The organism is Sorangium sp. So ce117, assembly GCF_051524395.1.
Classification (GTDB): Bacteria; Myxococcota_A; Polyangia; order Polyangiales; family Polyangiaceae; genus Sorangium; species Sorangium cellulosum_B.
Genome location: NZ_CP150309.1, coordinates 10,201,250 through 10,226,332, shown reverse-complemented (window position 1 = coordinate 10,226,332; position 25,083 = coordinate 10,201,250). Strand labels below are relative to the sequence as shown.

Sequence of the window (25,083 nt, the reverse complement as noted above, 5' to 3'; positions counted from 1 at the left end):
GGAGGCGGGGAGACGGGGAGTCAAATCCCAGAAATCTCCCCGTCTCCCCGCCTCCCTGTTCAATATCTCGTTGAAAAACACCGACAAAACGAGGTGTTGTCAGCCTCAGAATACCACAGGCACCGCCGCCGGGCCGCGGATCATGGGCCATTCGCTCCATACGATGTCGCGGGGCGGGACGGCGAGCGCGATGCGCGGCAGCCTCCGGAGGAGCGTCGAGAAGGCGATCGCCGCCTCGATCCGCGCGAGCATCGCGCCCAGGCAGAAGTGGATCCCGCCCCCGAAGCCGATGTGCCGGTTCGGCGAGCGGCCGATGTCGAAGCGGTCCGGATCCGGAAAGTGCTCCGGATCCCGGTTCGCGGCCATGAGCCCCGCCGCGACGCCTTCTCCCGCCGGCACGCGGGCGCCGAACAGCTCGATGTCCTCGAGCGACCAGCGGATCGTCGAGAGCTCCGCCGGCCCCTCGCAGCGCAGCACCTCCTCCACCGCGGAGCCGACGAGCCCGGGGTCCTCGTCCAGCCGGCGCCGCTCCGCGGGGTGCGAGAGCAGGAGGAACATGCCGCTCGCGATGAGGTGCACGGTGGTCTCGTGGCCCGCGACGATCAGCAGGAACACCATGCTCGAGAGCTCCGCCGGGCTCAGCTTGTGCTCCTGCTCCTCGGCCAGCAAGAGGCCGCTGATCAGGTCGTCGCGCGGGGCCTTGCGGCGCGCGTCGGCGAGCGCCCGGAAGTACGCGGCGAACTCCTCCACCACCCGCTGCGCGCGCTCCACGAACTCGCGACCTTTCGCGGGCGCGAGGAGGACCTTGGTCCACCGGCGGAACCGGTCGCGATCCTCGAGGGGGAGGCCGAGCAGCTCGGCGATCACCGCGGTGGGGAGCGGAAACGCGAAGTCTGCCACGAGCTCCATCCGGCGCCGGTCGATCGCCGCGTCGATGAGCCCGTCCGCGATCGCCTGGATGCGCGGGCGCAGCCCTTCCATCATCCGCGGCGAGAAGGCCCGCTGGACGATGGCCCTGAGCCGCGTGTGATCCGGCGGATCGGCGTCGAGCATGTGCTGATCCATGAAGGTCGTGCGGTCGCTGAGCGGGAAGTAACGCCGGCGCACCTCGTCGGGGAGCTTGCGGAAGTCGCGGATCAGGCGCGGATCCTTGAGGAGCTCCACGCAGTCGTCGTAACGCACGGCCACCCAGATGGGCACGTCGAGGCGGGGGTGAATGAGGCGATGCAGGCGCCCCGCGGCCCGCATGCGCGCGTAGATCGCGTGCGGCTCGGCGCGGCTGCTCGGATGGAACAGCTCCGGAAAAGCGTCCTGGTCGACCATGATTCCCCCGTTCCATGGCGTCCGGACGTTCGAGGTGATGCTCGCGTCACGCCGGATCGCGAGGTGTGCATGGTGGAGAACAGCGCTCCGTCAAGCGGCGGCCGGAGGGCTGCGCGCCGTCAACCGTCAAGCCGCGGCGTCGGATCTCGGGCGCGCCGCGGGAGCGCGCCCGACCTTCAGGGCGCGTCGCTCGTGCCGAGCAGCCGCGAGATCAGCGTGTGCTCCACGTCGTCGAGCGTCTCGCGCAGGAACGCCGGGTCGTCGAGGCGGATCGCGTCGTCCCCCTCGCGCGCCTCGACGGGCAGCTTGTTCCTGAGGCTCGCGAACTCGCGCAGCAGCGAGGACAGGCCCGCCTCGTCGTCGCGCAGCGCGCGCAGCGACCTCGTGAGCTGGCCGATCGCGTCGTCCCGCTCCTCGAGCGCGCCCACCTGGAGCGGCGAGATCGTCCGGGAGAGCACGCGCTCGATCCACAGCGCGCCGCCGAGATCGTTGGCGATCGCGCGGATCTGCCCCGTCCAGCGCTCGAAATCGGCGCGGAGCGCGGCGTGCGCCTTCGTCGCGCCGCACAGGAAGACCCGCGCGGCCAGCGTGCGCCCGTCCGCCTCGGCGAGGCGCCGCTCGAGCTCCTCCCGCGTCAGATCCACGATGTCGTCCGCGCTCGCGGCCGGGGAGAGATCGACCTCGCACGCGCTCCAGCGCACGACGTCGAGGGGGCGGTGCTCGACCGAGGTGATGCGGCCCTCGTCCACCGCGACGAGGAGGGCGCCCTTCTCGCCGGTCTCGCGGGCGTGGCGGCCCTGGAGGTTGCCGGGGAACGCGATGTACGGATCGCGCGAGAGCACCTCCCGGGTGTGCACGTGGCCGAGCGCCCAGTAATCGTATCGCTTCCCGATGAGGGTGTTCAGGCTGCAAGGAGCGTAGTTGTCGTGGCCCTCGCGGCCGCCCAGGCAGGTGTGGAGCATGCCGATGTTGAAGAGGCCTGCCCGCGCGTCCGGATAACCCGCGGCGAGATCGTCGGTGACGGCCTTGGTCGCGAAGCTCTGTCCGTGGACGGCGACCCCGAGCCGATCGAAGACGATGGACTCGGGGCGGCGGGGATCGAGCCGCCGGGCGTTCTCGGGGAGCTCCAGGTGACGCGTGATGTTGCTCTCGGCGTCGTGATTGCCATAGAGGAGCACGACGTCCACTCGGGCGGCGCGCAGGCGGGAGAGCTGCGCGGCGAAGAACAGGCCCGTGCTGTAGTCCTTCCAGTCGCCGTCGTAGATGTCGCCCGCGAGGAGCAGGAGATCGACCTCCTCGGCGAGGCAGAGGTTCACGAGGTTCTCGAGCGCGCGCCGGGTCGCCCCGCGGATCTGCTCGACGGGGGCGCCCGGGTAACGGTCGAGCCCGCGGAGGGGGCTGTCGATGTGGAGGTCGGCGGCGTGGACGAACTTCATGAGCTGGCGCGGCCCGAGCTTAGCCGCTCGGCGCCGGGAGCGCTGCTCATCCGATGAGGATCGCGCTCGCCTGAAGCGGCCGAGCCGCGCCCCGGCGAGGAGGCCGGTGGAGCGCGCCCGCGGAGGGCGGCTGACGCGGGCGCTGACCTAACGGACGCACGTGCAGGCGGAGTGCTCGGAATCAGGCGTGTCCTTGCCCTGTTCGCCCGCCCTGTCGACGACCCGGGCGTCCATGCCGAGCTGTTGCAGGAGCTCGGTCACGAGCGCGATGGCCTCCTGCTTGTCCGCCTGCGTGCGCGGGGAGGACCACGTGGCGCTCTTCGCGACGAGGGTCTTCACCAGGGCGTCGATCGGCGGGGGGATGGTATCGAGAGCAGCCGGCGCGCCGGTCGCTTGCGGGGCTCGCGAGCCCTGTGTCCCGTCGGAGGCGCCACCTACGGGGCGGTACGCGCCGAGCCTGTCGGCCGGATCGTCATCCTCGCTATCGGACTCATCGTCGTCGTCGTCGTCGTCGTCGTCCTCGTCTTCGCTATCGTCCTCGTCCTCCTCCTCGCTATCGGACTCGTCTTCGTCTTCGCTATCGTCCTCGTCCTCCTCCTCGCTATCGGACTCGTCCTCGTCTTCGCTATCGGACTCGTCTTCGTCTTCACTATCGTCCTCGTCTTCGCTATCGGACTCCTCCTCGTCCTCGCTATCGGACTCGACATCACTGTTGACCACGGCGGAGCTGGACGGCGCGCTCGGGAGAGGCGCCTGCGCCGCCGCAGGCGCGGTGTTGCGGCGCTCTCGGACGTAGCTGCTGAGGATGTGCGCCGTGCCGTCGGGCGCGACCCGGACGATGGCCTTGGTCGCGCCATCCCAGAGCACGACGTTGGTCGCGCCGGTCTCGTCGATCCTCGTCTCGAAGGCGTCGGCCTGGGCGGCCTTGCGGACGGCCTCGCGCGCGGCGTCGAGGTAACGTCGAACGGCGTCCTCCGGCGGCACGCTGGCAGCCCGCTCCTCCGGCGTCAGGAACTCGTCGCCGTGTTTGGCGGCGTGGTAGGCGGCGGCGCCCGCCGACTCGAAGCGCAGCTCGCTGGCCGCCGCCGCGAGCCGCTCCGCCAGATCGCCGCCCTCGCGGAGCGTGACGTCGCCCACGGCGTCGGCGTCCTGCGCCGCCTCGATCTGCGCTTGCCAGAGCGCCTCGACGTCAGCGCCGCTCAGGTTGCCCTTCATCGAGGTCACATAGAACTCGAAGCGCTCGACGAACTCGCTCACGCTCCCGGCACCCTCCTGCGCGAACGCGGCCGCCGGGCGGCGCAGATCCGGGCGCTCTTCGCCGCTCACCAGGTCATAGAGCCGCAGCAGCGCGTCGTGCCGCATCTCGCCGTTCTCGGCGAAGATCGCCATCGAGGTGGGGTCCTCGATGCCGCTCTCGCTCAGGAAGGGCACGACCAGGTCCAGCTGCGGCGTGAAGCGCAGCCGCTCCTGGCCGCGGTGCGAGCCGGACAGATCGACGGTGGCCTGATCCCTGGAGGACCAGGGGATGCCGTCGTTCAGGTTCTTGACCAGCATGAGCAGCTTGCCGAACTGCCCGCGATCGACGAGCTCTCGCAGCCGCTCCGGGTGGAGCTTGACCTGCCCGCCCAGGTCGAGGAGGGCGCCGTCGTTCCCGAGCTCGATGCCCGCCTCCTCGATGCGCGTCGTGGCGATGTCGAGGAAGTCGCCGCTGTCGCTGTCGAGCCCCTCCTCGAACCGCCACGGCTGGGGGCCGAGGTAGCGGCCGTCAGCGATCTCCGGCAGGCCCGGCTGGCCGGTGTCGGACAGGCCGTTCTTCTTCTTGTCCCACTTGAACTGGCCGTCGCGCTTGCGCCAGCGGTAAACGTGGTAGTGCGGCGCGTTGTGGCCTGGCTGGTTGTGGTCGCTCAGGTCCACATCGACGATGACGCGCTCCCCCGGTTGCCCCTCCTGCTGCGGCGCGATGGCGTGGAAGCGATATTGATAGATCCGCCCGGTGGCGAGGTCGATCTTCATCTCCGGCGCGGCCAGCGGATACCCCGCGCCGTCGTCGTCGGGGGTGTCGCGCCAGCGCGGCAGGACGTCGTGCTCGTACGCGAGGCTCTCGTCGTCGAAGCGACCGGCCACGTCATCGGGGATGAGCTCGCGGATCGCTTGCGGGGAGAAGCCGAGCACTTGCATGATCTCGGCAAGATCCGTGGGCGAGTCGACCTGCGCGGTGTGCAGGACCAGCGACCTGGCGTGGATCGGCGCCTCGCGCTCCTTCATCGACGCGAGGATGCTCTCGGCGTTGTCGAGCACGGCGTGGAGGATCTCGGGCTCGAGCTCGTAGCCGCGCTGATAGAACTTGAGCGCGCGGCCGAGGTGCCACGGCGAGCGGCGCAGGTGCTCGACGACCGCGTTCTGCCGCTCCTCGACGGGCGCGGTCGGGCCGGGGTCGGCCACGAAGCGCAGCCTGCCAACGAGCTGATCCTCGATGGCGCCGTCGAGCGGATCGACCACGAAGCCGTTCTCGTCGAGGTAGAGCGCGTTCATGCGGAAGTCGCGCTTCTGCGCGTCGGCGATGACGTCGAGCGGGCCCTGCACGCTGGTGTCGTCGCCGGTGGTGATGTCCACCATGGTGTTGACGCCTCCGACCTGGAGAAGGCGCTGTTCGGGGACGACGGTGACGGGGAGGGATTCGAACGCTGGGTCGCTGCCCAGCACCTCCTCGAGCCGCGACATGGGCATGTTCGTCTTGAGATCGACGTCCTTGGGCCTCTTGCCGCTGAGGGCGTCGCGCACCGCGCCGCCGACGATGTAGGCGTCGAACCCGAAGGCGCGGATGAGCGAGATGAGGTCATGGACCCGGTGGGTGGCGCCGACGGGGCTGTCGAGGAGCGCGACGCCGACGGGCGCGCTCTGGGCAGGTGGCGGCGCGTCATTGGTCGCGGCGTGCCCGGCCGTCGCCATCTCCAGCGTGAGGATCGTATGTGCCTTGAGCTTGCGGCCCTCGAGCTCCGGCTCGAAATAAGGAGTTCCGCTTTCGGTGTTCTCCTTGACGAAGTCGATGAAAGCCTTCTCGCCGCGCTGCTTCGCGTCGATGCCGGCGAAGCTCAAGAGCGGCGTCAGGATGCCGTGATCGGCGGTGGCGAAATGAGGCACCTCGGGCGCGCCGTCGTCGTCGCTGGCGCGGTCGGAGAAGAAGGCGTCGGCGACCATGCTGCGGTCGGCGCTGCCCTTCTTCTCGCCGACCGACCGGCTAACGAGCTGCTCGAACCCCAGCGCGTAATCGGTCGTGTCGTCGCGCCGGTCGTCGCGGACCGGGACGCCGTACCAGGGGATCTCTCGCCCATCGCTGGTGGTGAAGGTGCGTCCGACGATGTCGTCGTGCTGGAACAGCTCTCCGATGTTGACGTTGGCGAGGCGCAGGTCGGTTATCCCGTGCTCGCGGATCAACACGTCCAGCTGCTCGCGGAGGGCACGCTTGGCGAGCGTCAGCTCTCCGGGCGGCGTCAAGAGCGCCACGACCAGGTTGGTGTCGACCACCAGCGAGGTGGACGTGAGCGGCGGCGACAGCGCCGGGGCCGCCACGCGCTCGGCCTGGCGGACCAGCTGCTCGATGGTCGCGCGGATGCCCGAGATCTTGCCCCGGTTCATGGCGCCCGCGAGCATGCCGGCGAACGCGTGCTCGCCGATGGATCGATTGATGATCTCGAGCTCTTCGCGGGTGACCCAGCGTCCCTCCTGGCCCCTCTTGAGGACCACGCGCGGTGGCTCCACCTCGCGCGCCGGCGGGGGCGGCGGCGGGTCGCGCAGCGCCTCGATATCGAAGTCCGGCACGTCATCGGCCCAGTCGAGGGCCCCCAGCGCCTCGGAGGCGTCGTAGGCGAGCTTGCGCATCTCGCCTTCGTAGGTACCGAACACCTTCGCGGATTCCTGCTTCAGGCTCTCCGCATCGTGGGGTTCCTTGAGCGCGACGATGACGAACTCTGCGAAACGTCCCGCGCCGCTCGGCGGAGTCTCCGGATCATCGGTGGTCGTCAGGAGCTCGGCGATCGCGCGTCGCACCGCGCCGTCGTCGAAGTGCTCGAGCAGCGCGGTCTGCAGTCCTGCGTAGTGCGGCACACCCCAGATCCACTCGGGGATGGCGCGCTCCCGATCGTTGTTGCGAGGCGGCTTCTCGAGCTTCTCCTGGTTCCGCGCCGCGCGCTCCTTCTCCTTGTGCTCCTCGGCGCTGAGGCCGAAGTCGGCGTCGTCAAGGTCGGCGAACAGGGGCTCATAGCCCTCGGGTTCGGTCGTCGTCCCCTGCGCGCCGGCGTCGCTGCTCGTGCCTGCATCGCTGCTCGCGCTGGAGAAGGACTCTTGCGCTTTGCCCTCGAGCTCCTGCTGATGGGCAGGTGTCCCCTCGGGGGGCTGCGGAACGCTCGACGCCGCGGAGGCGGCAGCCGCCGCGGCGGAGGAGCCGGGTTTTCGGCCGATCGTCGAGCGACCGCGGTCGCGCTCGAACGTGCCCAGCACGAGCTCGGCGTGCGCTGCGAGGCGCCTCGTCAGCTCGCTGGCGGGCAGGTCGAGCAAGTCGGGGTTGAACGCCAGCCACTTCTCGATGATCTCCTCGGCCAGCCGCGCGGCAGGCTGCAGGCCGATGGGCAAGAGATCCAGGATCGACGGGAGGAGCTGGGTGTCGATGGTCTCGACGACGAGGCCCGCCACCTCGTCCAGCCGCTCGTTCGGGACGCGCTCCAGGAGGGCGTCGTACAGCCCTGACGGCGTGAGCTGGACCGTCGCGGGATCGATTCGCCCCGGCGCCTCGCCGGCCCTGCGAGGGCTGGTGGGCCGGTCCTGCGCGGGGCTGTCCTGCGCCTGCGCCGGCGCGTGGCCCCCGACCTCGGGCGCCGCCGCGGGCTGGTTGAGCTGCTGGAGCTTCTGTCGCAAGAACGTCGCGTCCGTCATCCGGAAGCGATCCATCGGGCGGAACGTCAGCTGGTCCCTCCGGGGGTGATCGTGCAGCGCGAGCATGAGCCGCGCGGCCGCCGGGGAGACCGTGCGAATCAGAGCGCCTGTTTCTGCTGGAGAGAGCTGGAAAACGTCGCGAACCCAGCTGCGGACCCCCCTGTCGTATCGGCGCCACTCCGCGGGACTCCCGAAGGTGTTCACGCCGATCTGCTGGGGTGGCTGGGGCGCGATCCGTTGACCTGAGCTCGTGGGCGTGGGCGCTCCCGCGAGCTGGTCGCTCGGGTCCATGGCGTCCTGTGTGGCGCTGGACGGCCCGCCGTCTCCGAGGCGCGCCGGAGCGCGCTGCTGGGTGGAGGCGCCGTTGGCCGGCGCGTGCGGCGGGGGGTAGGTCCCGTGGGTGATCACCTCGAAGAGCTTCGGCATCTCTGCCTTCAGCACCCGGATGGGGAACGCCTGCCCCCAGGACTGGACAGGCACGATGAAGGCGTCGCCGTCGACCGTGATCTCGCCGTCGATGGCGAGGTGGTGCCGGCTCTCGGCTTCGCCCTCGCCGAGCGGCGCGATGCTCGCGGGATCGCGAGGTGTCGTGGCGCCGTTGCGGTATCTCTCCGCCGCCTCCCACAGCGCAGCGCCGTTCGAGACGGTCACGACGGCAAACCCCGCACGATCCGTGCGCTTGAGCGTCTCGTTGATGCGCTCGATGTCGTCCTCCGAGAGGTCCTTGCTCCTGACCTCGACGTCGGCCCCGAGCGCGTCGCTCATGAGCGTCGCGATCGAGTTCGCCGAGAGCAGCATGTCGCCTTCCGCCGCCACGACATTGGCCTGCTTGGCGTCGTCGGTTCGCTTCTCGTGCAGCGCGACGGCGTCCTGTCCGAGGAGCTCGACAAGGCCTCGGGCGAGCAGGTGGTCGAGCAGGTGGCGATCCAGCTGTTGCCGGTCCTGCGCGCTCGTCAGGCCGCTGCGCTTCGCCCCGGCCCTCTTGAGCCCGTTGACGAGCGGCCTGGTCGGAACCGGGCCGCGGGCGCGCGGGATCTCTCCGGTCATCACGCGCCGGAGGATGTCGAGATCTTCGCTGAGCGCCGCCTTGCCAGGGTCCTGCCGCGCGTCGAGGTCGCTGGTCCCGGGCGCCTGCGCGAGCCGGCCGAGCCGCCGGCCGGTGAACAGCGCGACGACCAGGTGCGAGGCGGTGGCGAGATCGCCCTTCAGCACCGTGTAGAGGGCGCTCTGGAGGCCGCAGTTGCTGAAGGCGGATTGCGAGAGCGACGCGGGGCCCTCGATGAGCTCGCGCAGCCTGCCGACGATCGCGCTGTCGACGTTCAACGACTCGAGCAGGCCTGCCAGGCTGTCCGCGGCCTGTTGCCTGACGCCGTCGTTCGCCGGGCCGGACCACGCCCTGCTCTGCTTGTCGATCGCGCGGATCTGATCCTCGATCGTGCTGTCGTGGGCCTGCGTGCCTTGCTTGGCCTCGGCCGTGCCGCCGGTGGTCGGGGCAGGGGTGCCGTTCGCGCCCTGCGCGGCGAGGGGCGCCGCGTTCCCGGGCTGCAACGGCGGGCCAGCTGTCTCGGAGCCTGTGTTCGCAAACGGGTTGTACGCGCCCAGGCGGTCCGCCGGATTCTGCGGCTGGCCTTGCGGGGGCGGTGGCGGAAGCGGGATGGATCCGGACAAGGTCCCAGAGGTCTGCGTCGATGCCCAGGGCAGGGCCGACAACCTCTGCAGGCCAGGTCCGGGCAGCTGTACGCTCGGATTCCGCTGCGACGCCGGCGCTTCGCTCTCCAGCAGCAGCCTGGAGACCTCTTCGACGAACTCCTCGGTCAGCTGATTGCGGTCGCCCTTCGGCGCGAAGGCGCTGAATTTCCTGATATCCTTCTTGAGCTGGTCCTGACCCGGGAGGTCTTCTCGCGCGCCCGTCGCGCCGGCGCTCGATGAGGCGGACGAGCCCGTCGCCCCGCGCCGGAGATCGGCGAGGGCCTCGATCCAGGCCGCGCTGAGCTGCCTGCGCATCTCCGGCGTCACGCGATGGAGCAACCCCGCGCCGAACAGCTCGCGGCTCATCTGGAGGAACGCCTTTCGGACGCCATTGGGGTTTCTCCCCGCCCTGAACGTGACGAGCGTGCTCGTCATGTACCCGTCCTTTTCGGATCGGAGGGCCAGGAAGCTCAACCAGAGATACGAAGCGAGCACGTGATCGAGGTGCGCGTCGCCTCGCGCGTCCTGCTGAGCGCGCCCGTCGACGATGGAACGGTACCGCGAGATGATATCCGACGGGATATCCGACGCCTTAGGCTTCGAGTCGCTTGAACCGTAAGGGGCGAACGGGAGTTGCTCGGGGGCCTCGTGTTGTCCTTCGTAACGGGCCCCCACCTCGGTCAGGATGGCGTGCATGTGGGAGAGCACGTCGTTGAGGGTGGGGAATCTGGGCGTTTTGAGATTCTCCGGTATCAGGTGCCCCGCGGCGAAGAACTTCTCGACGAGGCGCTCCTTGGGCTCCTGACCGATCGTCACGCGCGTGCCGACGCCGGAGATGCCGAGGAACGTGCTGGTCACGAGCCCGAAACTGTCGAGCTGCAGGACGTCCAGGTTCTTCAAGTGCGGCTCGATCGAGGCGTCCTTCATCAGGAACGGCAGCCCCTCGATGTGCTGGGCGCCGCCGCCCCTCGGGAAGAGATGCTCCGCGACGAACGCGGCGTTCTCGGTCGCGACGCCGATCATCCCGAGCTCGTGGGCGCTGGCGTGCTTCAGGACGTGGGTGAAGAACTGCCACTCGTCGCGCGACGTGTTGCCGTTCGTATCGATGCTCTCGAGGAAGTCGCTGCTCTCCTGAGCGCCGTCCTTCGAGCGGAGGAGCGTGACCGCGCCTCCCATCACCTTCGCGCTGCCGAGGCCCTGGTACTTCTGGTAGCTCCTCGCCAGGAAGATCTGGAGCTCTCCCGCCTCCACCAGGTCGGCGAGCCCCTCGACCACCTGATCGACGTGGGTGAGCTCGCCGGGGGCCTGCGGCTCCGTCTGGATTGTCGTATCGAGGACCAGCGAGACCACGCTCACGCCGTCCGGCTTCTGCGCCGTGAAGCGATCGACCCGCTCGCGCACGGCGTCGATGACGTCAGCCGGCGAGGTGGGCTCGGTGAGGGGTGAGCTCGGGTCCAGGGTAGCGTACACGATGCCGGCGTCTCCCTCCGTGCCGGGCTCGGCGAGGTGGGCTCTCGCGGCGAGGACCTCGGGGATCTCGAAGTAATTCGCCTGGTCCCGCTCGGCGTGGTGCATCAAATGGACCATCTCGCCGCTGCTCCGCCGCGCGGCATCGAGCGCGGTCACCAGCGCATCCATCCCGCTCCAGGCAGGGTGGATAAGGCGAGCCACGCCCTCCTGGTCGGCCAGCGCCTTCACCATCGGATTGCGCTGGTCTTGGACCAATTCCTCGCCCGCGAGGAGATCGTCCGGCGTGTATGGATGTGCCGCGGCGAGCGCGAGGAAGAGCTCGTCGACCAGCAGGTCGTAGTAGGGCATGACACGCGCGCTGCTGTCCCTGAACACGTAGAAGATCGGGAGGAGGCCCTCGATGTTCTTCAACGCCTCCTGCACCAGCTTCCCGTGACGGAACGCGTCGTCGGACGGCTTCTCGACGACGTCGCGAAGCCCCTCGAGCAGCGACACCGCGGTCTTGTGGATGAACCGCATCGACGAATCGGAGTCGGCGATCACCTTCAGTCGCCCGAAATCTGCGCTTCGCAGGATCCTCTGGAGCCTGTCGAGGTTGTCGATGCTGCTGTCGCGGGCGGGCTCGCCGGCCTCAGGCGTCACGTACCTGTAGACCTGGTAGGTCGACGGCGTTGCTCCGACGTGCTTCAGGTAGTTTCGCACCTTCTCCACCGGCGGTTCGCCGTCATCGCTGTGCACGTTCGCGAGATCGACCTCGAGGACATGAATCCCCGGCACGCCGGGGATGATCTTGGCCGACGTCAGGTATCCTCGATCGCGGAGAGGCTGGAGGCGTTCGACGGTGTTCGTGGCGTTGACAAGGAAACGGGTCTTGCCCGCGTCCTGCGGCTGGCCATTGGCCTCGAGGATCTGCTTCGTGGCAAGATTGAAGACGCCGAGCGCCCCTGCCTTCTTGGGGTCGTCATAGGCGTCCCGCAGATACGAGGTGCTGAGGTTATGCTCGACGGCGATACCGGGCTGCCAGCGCCGCGGAGTCCAGCTCGAGATCACGCGCATGCCGTAAAGCGTCGCCAGCGGGTGATTGTCGACGCTCTCCAGCTCGCCTCGCCGTGTCGCCGTGTAAGGCGTCGTTCTGTCGCTGCTGAGCTGCACGCTGACGCGCGCAACGGTCTGCAGGGTCCGCCTGAGCTGTGCGCTGGCCCAGGCTCGCTGCGCGGCGTCGAGCGGGTCCTCCTCCCCGGTTGTCTCCGCGTCGGGCGGCGTGTCCTGCGGGTCCAAGGAAGCCGTGCCGGCGTCGGCGGCGCTGGGCTCCAGCATGGTGGCCAAGAAGCCGCTCTTGTCGGCGGCGGGCGCGGCGCTCGTGGGCGCTGCCGCCGTGGGCTGCTCCGCCGCGAGCGTCGGCGCCGGCGGGTGCCAGCTGCCGGTGAGGATGTTGGGGAAGTACTCCCCCATCCTGTCTTTGCGCACCACGAACGGGAAGGTCTTGCCGTAGCTCGAGATCGGAACGACGTAGGCGTCCGCGCCGTCGGGGGTCGTGGTCGTCTCGATGGGGCCGACGATCCTGACCTGGTGCAGCCCCTGGTTCCCGAACGAGCTGGCCGGATCGCTCCAGGCGCTGAGGTCCTGGTCCGATCCGAGGTTGTCAGAGCCAGGCGCGTACTTCTTGGCCTCGGCGCCCACCGGCGCGGCGAGGACGATCCCGTGGACGAACGGCCCGCTGCCGCCGTCGTCGAACAGCCTGTTGATCGCGTCGATGTCGTACTCGCCGTCCTTCGACGACATGACGTTGACGTCGTTCGCCTCGAGGACGTCGCCGAGGATGCCGGTATACGCCTCCTCGCTCATGGGGAAGTCGCCGCGCTTCAGGCGCACGCCGTCGCCCGCGAGCTGGTCCTGCTTCTGGGCGAAGCGCTTGTCGAGGCCCCCCTCGACCTGCTTGATCCACGCGTCGTACTCGTCCCTGGAGCGCGTCTTCCAGAGCTTGGGCAGCGCCCGGGCGAGCATGATGTCGAGGCGCTTGTCGCCGTAGTCCTTGCCCGTGTGGCTGGACATGCGCTCGATCTGCCTGACCCTGCCGCCGAGCAGGACGTTGCGATTCGGGTCCTTGCCCCGGGCGATCTCCTCCTGGCTGGGGGTGACCGGGATCGAACCGCCTGACGCCAGCGGGTAGGGCGTGGTGTCGAACAGCGACCTGAAGACGTCGATGGCCTTCATGGGGTTGTTGTGCAAGACCGCCTCGGCGATGGCCGTGAGCCCGCAGAAGGCGAAGTCCCGCTGCTCGATGCGCCCCGGCTGCTCGAGAAGCGTCTTGGCCCGCTCCTTGAACTCGCGGGGCATGCCGGCGATGTCGTCCACCAGCGACTTCAGGTAGCTCGTCGGATCGGTGTCGCCGGTCTCGAGCGCGCGGCTCGTATACTCGTCGAGGGCGCTCCCTCGCAGCCCGCGCTTCATCCCCATGTCGGTCAGCTCGGCGAGCGACGGGGCCGGCGCCGAGGGATCGCCCGGCGCGGTCTGAGCGGCGGCGCCGCCGGGCGCGACGAGGGGACCGCCCTTGCTGGGCGCGAACGATTGAGCTTCGCCGGAGGTGTCGGCCTCCGGCGCGGTCGGCAAGGCAGAGGCGTCGGCGGGCGGGGGAGGGGTCTTCTCGACCCTGATGAGCTCGGTGAAGGCGATCTTCGCCTGATCCTTGGTCGCGGACCGCTCCTTGAGCGCGTCGAAGTACTTGCTCAGATCCGAATCGGGCTTCTGTGTGTCGTTGAGGTAGCGGCCGATGAGCCGATCGGGGTCCTTCTCCCGGAGCTTCTCGGTGATGAGCGCCTCGTTCTTCTCGTAGAGTTTTCCAAGCTCGTTCGGAGTGTAAATCCTGGTACGCCTTGTGGCTTCGTCCTTGACGAACACGTCTTTGCCGGCGACCTGCGTGACCGTGACCACGGCGTTCGTCCGAGGGGCCTTCAGCTTGATGGCCGGCTTCCTGCTCGCGATCTCCGTGAAGATCGCGGGTAACCTGGTGTCGTTGTAGTTCAGCGCCCAGTTCGCGAGACCGTCGCGCCCCTGGAGCTGTTTGCCGATGAGCTTGGCGCGATTCGCCATGACGTCTGCTTTGGGCATGTCGGGGAGCAGCTCCTTGCCCGGGAACTTGTTGCTCAGCTCCTTTCCGACATGGAAGTACGGCTTGTTCTGCCGCTCCTTGTCCATGCCGTTGACGCTCTCGAAGCCGTTGGGCAGGGATGTCCTCGCGCGGATGAGCTCGAAGACGGGCATGGGGAGGCGCTTGGGGGAGAACTCGACGACGAGGACCTCGCCGGCCTTGACGTCGGCGATGCGCGCCGGCGCCTCCGCGTCCTCGATGTTGAGCAAGGTGACGCGCGGCTTGCCGTCCTTGAAGAGCCTCTGCTCGAGGCGCTCGGCGAGCGCTCGCCAGTTCTCTCTCGTCGCGTTGCCCTCCGTGTCGACGAGGAGCTGGAGCCCGCCCTCCCACTCTCCCTTGAGCATCTTGTTGAGCGCGTCGAACTCGTCCTGATTCAGCTCGCCTTTCTCGTTGACCCAGCCCGCGGCGCCGAGGATGACGCCCTTGTCCTTGAGGTCGGTCCCCGCGCTCTCGTCATCCTGGGCGTACAGGACGCCGGTGATGAGGTTGAACATCTCGAAGATCGGGGCTTTCGAGTCCGTAGCCTCGCCGGTGCCGAGCCCGTAGGCGACCATGGTGTGGGTCGTGGGCTTCCCGTCCTCGCTCTTCGCGGTCTGGTCGAGGAAGGCGAGCACGCCGGGGGTCTTGGCCGCGGCGTTGCTCTTCTCGAGCTCCTCCTCGATCATGGCCTTCGGATCACCGGGCTCCGTGGTGTCGTAGATGTAGCCGAGCCCGGCGAGCGCCGCGACCTCGTGGAATAGTTCTTTATTCTCGGTGTCCCGGTAGGTGACGCCCCGCAAGCCGCTCTCGCGATTCCAATCCATGGGCTGGAGCTGGACGAACGAGCCGACGTCGAGCAGGGCCAGGATGCCCTCCGGCTTCTCGTGGTTGTCCAATGCGCCGGTGAGCCCGTACTTCGCTGGCTTCCGGTCGCTCATGCCCCGGAACGTCTTGAGGCCCATGACGTTGACCCGGAGCCCCCCGGTCTCGAAGCTCTGGATGGGGTCGCCGTTCTCCTTGAAGCCCGGCAAGAGGCTCGTGAGCTTCGCCCGGTTCAGGCCGTATTTCTTGCTGCCCTCCTTTACGTGCTCTTGCGTCGGGTCGTCGTCGCTCTCGTTGGAGTCGTCGTAGACGACGTCGAACTCGCCGGTGAAGCCGAGATGGACGAGCCGCTTCATGAGCTGCACCGAGGCGGATTGATGGCCGTTGCCGGGCGCCTTCGGGATGAAGATCCTGAGCGTCGTCTGCTGCTTCAGCACCTCCATGGCCTCGGCCTCGAGATCCGTGGTGCTCGCGTCGTCGGCGCCGGTGGCGCTGGTCTCTGTCGAGGTGGCGAAGAACCCGCTCTGCTCGGGTGCCTGGAGCTCTTGCGGCGGCTGGCTGCGGGGCCCGACGAGCTCGTCGAGGGCGTCTTTGCCCTTCTCCGCCAGCTCTTGCTCGAACCGTTCGGCGCGGTCCTTGAAGGTCTTGGCCCAGTCGCTGCCGAGCTTGGCGAGGTCGACGGTGCGTGCGTTCTTGGTGCTCTCGTCGCCGATCTTGTCCTGCTTGAGGCCGCCGACGCTGGAGATGGGGTTTGCGGTCTTCTCGGTGGAGCGCCAGTTGTGGACGTAGCCGACGGTGCTTGGGGCGTTGGGCCCCGTGGTCTCGATGCCGATCTGGAGTGCGCCCTGCCTGCCGGGCTTGGGCGGCCGATAGCCGATGAACATGTGGCCATGGGCGCCGTCGGGCAGGATGACGTCGCCATTGAAGTCCTTGAGTCCGAGGCCGCCGACGGCGAGGTTGATGCCGTAGAGCTCCGTGTCGTCGAGCTTGGCCAGGATGGCGGCGGCGTGTCCGCCCTGCTCCTTGAACTTGCCGTCGCCGAGGGCGATGTGGTGGGTGCCGAAGGCGCGCTTGAACACGCCCTTTGCGGGGTTTCCGTTGCTGTCGGTGATGCCGAGCAGCTCGGTGAGGGCGTAAGGAGCGCTGCCGGCGGGGATCTGGACGTTGACGCGGCCGCCGTGGGAGAGGAGCTTTGCGACGGGCACGTCCTGGAGGGGGACATGGCTCTTTGCGCTGTCGTCGTAGATCTCGGCGCCTTCCTGGAGGAGGTGGAAGACGTTCTTGAGGACCTCGAGGGACTGGCGATGCCTGCCGACGACCTCTTCCTTGGAGAGCGTCCCTTGCGGCCGGAAGAGCTTCTTGCTCGGTTCCGGGACGGCGCCCTGGTCGATGGCGGTGTCCGCGTCGTCGTTGGGGTCTGTGTGCTCGAGGGTCCTGGACCACTCGTCGACGATGCCCTGGTCGATGAGCTGCTGGAGCTGTGCTTTCCTCGTCGGGTCGGTCGAGTGCCGCGCCTCCATGGACAGGGCCAGCGCAGCGGGCGGGGTGCCCTCGAAGCGCTTGCCGCCGTCGCCGCTGTTCATCTGGCGCGAGACGTAGCTTGCGAGGACGACCTTGCTGGCCTTGTGGAGCTGGTGGAAGCCGCGGAAGCGCTCGGGGTTATCGTTTGCGTCGCTCGACAGGTACTTCTCGACGTCGGCGTGCGTGAGCATGCCGGAGGCGTTGAGCCACGCCTGTCCCTGGGGGGTGGAGGAGAGCTGCTGGAAGGCGCTCCACTCGGCGTCGCTGAGCAGCGACCCTTTGGGGAAGCGGCCTCCGAGCTGCTCCTTGGCCTGCGCAGGATCGCGCGGGAAGCCGCCGCTGGTCAGCGGCCCGGTGATCGCGGGGACGCCGCGCTTGGCCGCCTCGCGGCTCATGAAGCCGGTGTCGGTCCGCCAGAGGGTGTTCTTGACGGCCTTGTCGACGATCCAGGTCACCTGCTCGACGGGTGTGGATGTCTCCGGATCCGGCGCCCGCTCCGACGGCGGCTCCTGCTCTTCCTCGATCTCGTCGAGCTGCGCTTGCGGGTCGGCTGCCGTGTCGCCGTGCTTGTCGGTCCTGGATGAGACCTGCTCTCGCGATGGCGTCCCCGCGGCGATGTCGGCGTCCTCCGGCGGCTCGGCTCCGGTGAGGATCTCGGCTGGATCGTCGCTTGGCGTGTGCGACGCGGGCGATTGCGCTTGTTCGGATGGGCTCGGAGCGAGCGCCTGCTCCTGCGCGGATCCGCCCGGGATCGAGCCTGGCGCTTTGGGGTAGGCCCCGTAGGTGATGACCGAGAAGAGCTCGGACATCTCGTCTTTTTTCACCCGGATGGAGAAGGCCCGCCCCCAGGACTGGAGGGGTACGATGAAGGAGTCGCCCTGCTCGGTGATCGGGCCGTCGATCGCGACCTGATGCGGCTTCTCCACCTTGGAGCGCTTCAAGGCCGCGGCCTTCGCAGGATCGTGGGGCGTCGTGGTGCCGGGCGGGCGCTTCCGGGCCTCGTTCCAGAGCGCTTCCCCGTCCACCACGGTGGCCAGGGCGAAGCCGGCGCGATCGGGCTGCTCGAGCGCCTCGTTGACGCGCGCGATATCGTAACCGCCAGGCGATTTGCGGGTCATGACGGTGGCGTTCGCGCCGAGCGCCGAGCTGAAGATGCTCGCGACCGAGTTCGCCGAGGCCAGCAGGTCGCCCTGCGCCGTGGAGACGCCGGGCTGATGGGCGGCGTCGGATCGCTCCTCGAGCTCCGCGAGCGCGTCCTGTCCGAGCATCTCGAGGAGGCCGCGGGTGAGCAGGTGATCGAGGAGGCGGCGATCCAGCGCCTCTCGGTCCTCGACCTTCTTCAGGCTGTCGCCCTTGGCCTTGGCGGTTTTGAGGCCGTTGACGAGGGGCCTCGTGGGCGTCGGGCCGAGGGCCTGGGGGACATCCCCGGTCATCACGCGCCGGACGAGGTCCAGGTCGTCGCTGAGCGTCCCTTTGCCCGAGCCCTGCTGCGCGAAGGTCTTTGCCCCTGGGGTGCTCGCGAAACGGCCGAGCCGCTTGCCCGTGAAGAGCGCGGCGACCAGGTGGGAGGTGGTGGCGAGATCGTTCTTCAGCGTCGTGTAGAGGACGCTGTTGGGCGCGCAGTAGGTGAAGGCAGATTGCGAGAGCGAGGCGGGATTGTTGATGAGCTCCCCCAGCCTGCCGATGACCGAGGGATTCACGTTCTGTTGCTGGAGCAGCCCGGTCAAGAGCTGCAGGGCTTCCTTCTTGTTCTCCGTGCTGGGCGGGCGCGACCATGCGCGGCTCTGTTGATCGAGCGAGTCGAGCAGATCGTCGAGCGTCTTTCCCTGGTTCTGGGCGCTCGGCTCGACCTGGGCAGTGGCTGCGGCGTTGGTCGGGGCGGGGGAGGGGGCGCCGCTGGGCGCGGCGGCGCCGGTGAGGAGTTCGCCGGAGCTGCCCGTGCCGCTTTGCGGCGGCTGGCTGCGGGGCCCGACGAGCTCGTCGAGGGCGTCTTTGCCCTTGTTCGCGAGGTCCCGCTCGAAGCTGTCTGCGCGGCTCTTGAGGGTGCTGGCCCAGTCGCTGCCGAGCTTGGCGAGGTCGACGGTGCGTGCGTTCTTGGTGCTCTCGTCGCCGATCTTGTCCTGCTTGAGGCCGCCGACGCTGGAGATGGGGTTTGCGGTCTTCTCGGTGGAGCGCCAGTTGTGGACGTAGCCGACGGTGCTTGGGGCGTTGGGCCCCGTGGTCTCGATGCCGATCTGGAGTGCGCCCTGCCTGCCGGGCTTGGGCGGCCGATAGCCGATGAACATGTGGCCATGGGCGCCGTCGGGCAGGATGACGTCGCCGTTGAAGTCCTTGAGTCCGAGGCCGCCGACGGCGAGGTTGATGCCGTAGAGCTCCGTGTCGTCGAGCTTGGCCAGGATGGCGGCGGCGTGTCCGCCCTGCTCCTTGAACTTGCCGTCGCCGAGGGCGATGTGGTGGGTGCCGAAGGCGCGCTTGAAGACGCCCCTGGCGGGGTTTCCGTTGCTGTCGGTGATGCCGAGCAGCTCGGTGAGGGCGTAAGGAGCGCTGCCGGCGGGGATCTGGACGTTGACGCGGCCGCCGTGGGAGAGGAGCTTTGCGACGGGCACGTCCTGGAGGGGGACATGGTTCTTTGCGCTGTCGTCGTAGATCTCGGCGCCTTCCTGGAGGAGGTGGAAGACGTTCTTGAGGACCTCGAGGGACTGGCGATGCCTGCCGACGACCTCTTCCTTGGAGAGCGTCCCTTGCGGCCGGAAGAGCTTCTTGTTCGGTTCCGGGACGGCGCCCTGGTCGATGGCGGTGTCCGCGTCGTCGTTGGGGTCTGTGTGCTCGAGGGTCCTGGACCACTCGTCGACGATGCCCTGGTCGATGAGCTGCTGGAGCTGTGCTTTCCTCGTCGGGTCGGTCGAGTGCCGCGCCTCCATGGACAGGGCCAGCGCAGCGGGCGGGGTGCCCTCGAAGCGCTTGCCGCCGTCGCCGCTGTTCATCTGGCGCGAGACGTAGCTTGCGAGGACGACCTTGCTGGCCTTGTGGAGCTGGTGGAAGCCGCGGAAGCGCTCGGGGTTATCGTTTGCGTCGCTCGACAGGTACTTCTCGACGTCGGCGTGCGTGAGCATGCCGGAGGCGTTGAGCCACGCCTGTCCCTGGGGGGTGGAGGAGAGCTGCTGGAAGGCGCTCCACTCGGCGTCGCTGAGCAGCGGCCCTTTGGGGAAGCGGCCTCCGAGCTGCTCCTTGGCCTGCGCAGGATCGCGCGGGAAGCCGCCGCTGGTCAGCGGCCCGGTGATCGCGGGGACACCGCGCTTGGCCGCCTCGCGGCTCATGAAGCCGGTGTCGGTCCGCCAGAGGGTGTTCTTGACGGCCTTGTCGACGATCCAGGTCACCTGCTCGACGGGTGTGGATGTCTCCGGATCCGGCGCCCGCTCCGACGGCGGCTCCTGCTCTTCCTCGATCTCGTCGAGCTGCGCTTGCGGGTCGGCTGCGTCATCCCCGCTGTCCAGAGCGGGGTTGTACCCTGCCAGCGTGTTCGCCGGGGCATCACCGGGCGGATCATGTCGCTCGTCGTCCCGCGGTTCCTGCTCGAGTCCTCCCGACCGCTGCTGGGCGTCCTGGAGCTCTCGAGGCGGCTGGGTGCGGGGACCGAGGAGCTCGTGGAGCGCGTCTTTGCCTCTTTCCGCCAGCTCTTGCTCGAAGCTGTCGGCGCGGTCCTTGAGGGTCTTGGCCCAGTTGCCGCCGAGCTTGCCGAGGTCGACGGTGCGTGCGTTCTTGGTGCTCTCGTCGCCGATCTTGTCCTGCTTGAGGCCACCGACGCTGGAGATGGGGTTGGCGGTCTTCTCTGTGGAGCGCCAGTTGTGGGGGTAGGCGACGGTGCTGGGCGCCCCAGGGCCGGTTGTCTCCATGCCGATCTGGAGCGCGCCGGGCCTGCCCGGCTTGGGCGGGCGGTAGCCGATGAACATGTGGCCGTGGGCGCCGTCGGGCAGGATGACGTCGCCGTTGAAGTCCTTGAGGCCGAGGCCGCCGACGGCGAGGTTGATGCCGTAAAGCTCGGTGTCGTCGAACTTGGTCCGGAGGGCGGCGAGCTGGCCGCCCTGCTCCTTGAACTTGCCATCCCCGAGCGAGACGTGGTGGGTGCCGACGAAGCGCTTGAACACGCCGGCCTTGGGCTTGCCGTTCTTGTCGGTGATGCCGAGGTGCTCTGTGAGCGCGTACGGAGCGTTGCCGGCGGGGATCTGGACGTTGACGCGGCCGCCGTGGGACAGGAGCTTGGCGACGGGCACGTCCTCTAGCGGGACATGGCTCTTGGCGGTGCCGTCGTAGATCTCGGCGCCTTCCTGGAGCAGGTGGAAGATGTTCTTGAGCACCTCGAGCGACTGCCCGTGGCGCTTGACGACCTCGTCCTTCGAGAGCTTCTTGCCCTGCGTGAAGGTAAGGGTATTGAAGAGCGTCTTCGGAGCCGGCACAGCGCCCTTGTTGATGGCCGTGGTCGCATCGTCGTTGGGCTCGATGTGCTCGAGGGTCTTCGACCATTCGTCGATGATGCCCCGGTCGATGAGGCTCTTGAGCTCGTCTCGCCTGGCCGAGTCGGTCGTGTGCCTGGCCTCCATGGACAGGGCCAACGCCGCAGGCGGGGTGCCCTCGAAGCGCTTGCCGGGCTCGCCGCTGTTCATCTGGCGTGAGACGTAGCTGGCGAGCACGACCTTGCTCGCCTTGTGGAGCTTGTGGAAGCCGCGGAAGCGCTCGGGGTTGTCGCTCGGGTCGCTCGATAGGTACTTCTCGACCTGGTCGTGGGTGAGCATGCCCGAGGCGTTGAGCCAGCTCTGCCCCTGGGGTGTCGAGGAGAGCTGCTGGAAGGCGCTCCACTCGGCGTCGCTGAGCAGCGGTCCTCTGGGGAAGCGCCCTCCGAGCTGCTCCTTGGCCGTCGTGGGATCGGGGGGGAAGCCGCCGGCGCTCAGCGGGCCTTGGATCGCGGAGAGACCTTGCTTGGCCTGGTCACGGTTCATGAAGCCGGTGTCGGTCCGCCAGAGGGTGTTCTTGACGGCCTTGTCGACGATCCAGGTCACCTGCTCGACGGGTGTGGATGTCTCCGGATCCGGCGCTCGCTCCGACGGCGGCTCCTGCTCTTCCTCGATCTCGTCGAGCTGCGCTTGCGGGTCGGCTGCGTCATCCCCGCTGTCCAGAGCGGGGTTGTACCCTGCCAGCATGTCCGCCGGGTCATCCTGGGGTGGAACTCGAGGCGCGATGTCTCGCGAAGTCTCCCCGTCCTCGGAGTCGTCGTCTTCATCCTCGGAGTCGTCGTCTTCATCCTCGGAGTCGTCGTCGTCGTCGTCGTCGTCGTCCTCGTCCTCGTCGTCGTCCTCGTCCTCGTCTTCGGAGTCGTCGTCCTCGTCTTCGGAGTCGTCGTCCTCGTCGTCCTCGTCGTCGTCTTCGTCCTCGGAGTCGTCGTCTTCGTCCTCGGAGTCGTCGTCCTCGTCGTCCTCGTCCTCGTCCTCGTCGTCGTCCTCGTCCTCGGAGTCGTCGTCTTCGTCCTCGGAGTCGTCGTCTTCGTCCTCGGAGTCGTCGTCCTCGTCCTCGGAGTCGTCGTCCTCGTCCTCGGAGTCGTCGTCTTCGTCCTCGGAGTCGTCGTCCTCGTCCTCGGAGTCGTCGTCCTCGGAGTCGTCGTGGTCCGAGTCCGCATCGCGGTGGTCCTCGTCGCCGTCGTCACTGCTCTCGTCCTCGTCGCCCGCGTCCTGCGCCTTGTCCCGGAAGAGCTCCGCGTCGACTTTCTCGACGCTGCCGTCTTCGCGCGACGGCAGCGTCCCCGGGCTCGGGGTCGCGGAGGCTGCCGCGGAGCCCTCTGCGGGGGCCGCGGGCGGCCCGGCCGGCGCCTTCGTCCCGGCGGTGATGGGCGTGGCCAGGCTCCCGGGGCCGCGCTCGGGCGACCGCGATGTCGTCTCCGGCAGGCGCGGGCCGGGGCTCTCCGGGGCCTTTCCCGGAGCGCTTTGCGTCGTTTCAGCTTCCGGGCCAGGACTCGAGGCCTCTGGCGTCTTGGCCGTCATCTGCTCCGGCGCGTCGCCGGGCATCTCGCGGGGCTCGTTGCCCTTGGGGGCTTGCTCGACCCCTCGCGGCCCCTGATCCGAGCCGCCCTGCCCGGGATCCTGTGCGCCTCGCTTCGGGTCGGACGCGGCGTCCCCCGGCGGATCGCGGCGATCGCCGCCCAGCGAACCTCGCTCGGGGCGATCCGACCCGTCGGACGACCCATCGGACGATTCGTCGGACGACTCGTCAGGCAACTCGTCGGGCGACTCGTCGGACGACTCGACGGCGGCGCGCGTCACGGTATCGTGGGTGGCCTGCTGCGAAATATCGCGCGGGCCGACGAGGTTCTTGATCGCCTCTGTCGGGTTCTCCTTCACGTCTCGCGCGAACTGGTCCGCTCGTTCCTCGAGGGGCCCTTTCCAATCGTCCCCGAGCTTGCCCAGGTCGACGGTGCGGGCGTTCTTGCCCTTCTCGTCGCCGATCTTGTCTTGCTTGAGACCGCCGACGCTGGAGATGGGGTTTGCGGTCTTCTCGGTGGAGCGCCAGTTGTGGATGTAGCCGACGGTGCTGGGCGCGCCTGGGCCGGTGGTCTCGATGCCGATCTGGAGCGCGCCCCGCCTCCCCGGCTTGGGCGGGCGGTAGCCGATGAACACGTGCCCGTGGGCGCCGTCGTTCAGGATCACGTCGCCGTTGAAGTCCTTGAGGCCGAGCCCGCCGATAGCGAGGTTGATGCCGTAGAGCTCTGTGTCGTCCAGCTTGGACCTGATCGCGGCGTACTGCCCGCCCTGCTCCTTGAACTTGTCCTTGCCGAGCGAGATGTGGTGCGTCCCGAAGTCGCGCTTGAACACGCCGGCCTTGGGTTGACCGTTCCCGTCGGTGATGCCGAGGAACTCTGTCAGCGCGTAGGGCGGGGTGCCCTTGGGGATCTGGATGTTGACGCGGCCGCCGTGAGACAGGAGCTTGGCGACCGGCACGCCCTGGAGCGGGACATGGCTCTTCGAGCCGGCGTCGTAGATCGCGGCGCCGGCCTGGAGCAGGTGGAAGGTGTTCTTGAGCACCTCGATCGACTGCCGGTACCGGTCGAGGGCCTCGTCCGTCGGGAGCGACTTGGTCTCTGCGAACGTCAAGCTGTCCTTGAGCGTCCTCGGAGCCAGCACGGCGCCCTTGTCCATGGCCTCGATCGCGGCGTCGTTGGGCTCGGTATGCTCGAGCGTCTTGGCCCATTCGTTGGCGATGCCCTGGTCGATCTGCTTCTTGAGCTCGTCCCTCCTCGCCGGGTCGGTCGTGTGCCGCGCCTCCATGGACAGGGCCACCGCCGCCGGAGGCGTGCCCTCGAAGCGCTTGCCGTCATCGCCGCCCTTCATCTGGCGCGAGACGTAGCTCGCGAGGACGACCTTGCTCGGCTTGTGGAGCAGGTGGAAGCCGCGGAACTTCTCGGCGTTGTCGTTCGAAAGGTACTGCTCGATCTGGTCGAGCGGGAGCATGCCGGAGGCCTTGAGCCAGCGCTGTCCCTGAGGGGTCGAGGAGATCTGCTGGAAGGCGTCCCACTCGGCATCACTGAACAGCGGTCCCTTGGGGAAGCGCTTCCCGATCTGCTTCTTCGCCTGCGCGGGATCGGTGGGGAAGCCGCCGCTGGTCAGCTGGTCGGCGATGCTCGGGATGGCACGCTTCGCCTTCTTGCGGCTGACTCTGCCCGTCGGAGTCCGCCATGCGGACTTCGTGACGGCCTTGTCCGCAATCCACGTCACCTTGCCGCCCTGCGCAGGGTCAGCCGTGGTGGACGAGCCTCCCGGCGGCGGTCCCGAGCGTCCAGACCCCGGCTGCCGGGAGCCCTGCTCGGCGGGCGGTGACTTCGAGGTAGAGGGATCGGTGGGCGTGGGCTCCGCGGTGGAAGCGGGTTTTCCGGCGGGGGTGCTCTTCGCGCCGGTCTCGCCCGTCTTGGGGGAGGTCTGAGCTGACGTGCTGTCCTTTGCGACGGTCTCGTTCGCGGACGTCCCTCCGGGCACCTCGCCCCCCTTGGGAGCCGTGCTTCCTGGCGCCGTCGCCTTGGTGCTCCCTTGGGGACCCTTGCCGAGGTCCTGAATTGGCTGGTTGGTAGGCTGCGTGGAGCCCTTGGGGAGGCTGCCGTCGGTGGGAGCGGATTGAGGCCTGACGGTGGCCTCGGTGGTCCTGGGCTGTGTGGTCGAGCTGCCCTGGCCCTGAGATGGCTGGTTGGTAGGCTGTGTGGGGCCCTTGGGGAGGCTGCCGTCGGTAGGAGCGGATTGAGGCCTGACGGTGGCCTCGGTGGTCCTGGGCTGTGTGGTCGAGCTGCCCTGGCCCTGAGATGGCTGGTTGGTAGGCTGTGTGGGGCCCCTGGGGAGGCTGCCATCGGTAGGAGCGGATTGAGGCCTGACGGTGGCCTCGGTGGTCCTGGGCTGTGTGGTCGAGCTGCCCTGGCCCTGAAATGGCTGGTTGGTAGGCTGTGTGGGGCCCTTGGGGAGGCTGCCGTCGGTAGGAGCGGATTGAGGCCTGACGGTGGCCTCGGTGGTCCGAGGCTGTGTGGTCGAGCTGCCCTGGCCCTGAGATGGCTGGGTGGTAGGCTGGGTGGGGCCCCTGGGGAGGCTGCCGTCGGTAGGAGCGGATTGAGGCCTGACGGTGGCCTCGGTGGTCCGAGGCGATGTGGTCGAGCTGCCCTGGCCCTGAAATGGCTGGTTGGTAGGCTGGGTGGGGCCCTTGGGGAGGCCGCCGTCGGTAGGAGCGGATTGAGGCCTGACGGTG

At 68.6% G+C, this 25,083-nt stretch carries 3 protein-coding genes; all 3 read right to left on the bottom strand.

Features of this window, described 5'->3' with window-relative positions:
• Window positions 1–105: 105 nt before the first annotated feature.
• The gene (locus tag WMF46_RS38275) at window positions 106–1,323 is read right to left on the bottom strand and encodes a cytochrome P450 family protein (protein WP_437981747.1); all 1,218 of its coding nucleotides are present in this window, start codon (window positions 1,321–1,323) and stop codon (window positions 106–108) included.
• A 176-nt stretch (window positions 1,324–1,499) separates the two neighbouring features.
• Window positions 1,500–2,759: a metallophosphoesterase family protein gene (locus tag WMF46_RS38270; RefSeq protein WP_437981746.1), complete on the bottom strand. Its 1,260-nt coding sequence runs from the start codon at window positions 2,757–2,759 to the stop codon at window positions 1,500–1,502.
• Between the two features lie 147 nt (window positions 2,760–2,906).
• The gene (locus tag WMF46_RS38265; RefSeq protein WP_437981745.1) at window positions 2,907–24,074 is read right to left on the bottom strand and encodes a hypothetical protein; all 21,168 of its coding nucleotides are present in this window, start codon (window positions 24,072–24,074) and stop codon (window positions 2,907–2,909) included.
• Window positions 24,075–25,083 lie beyond the last annotated feature (1,009 nt).

What these genes read in the sequence shown, in the direction of transcription:
- WMF46_RS38275 (WP_437981747.1), bottom strand. Translation starts at nt 1,323, where the DNA reads ATGGTCGACCAGGACGCTTTTCCGGAGCTGTTCCATCCGAGCAGCCGC.
- WMF46_RS38270 (WP_437981746.1), bottom strand. Translation starts at nt 2,759, where the DNA reads ATGAAGTTCGTCCACGCCGCCGACCTCCACATCGACAGCCCCCTCCGC.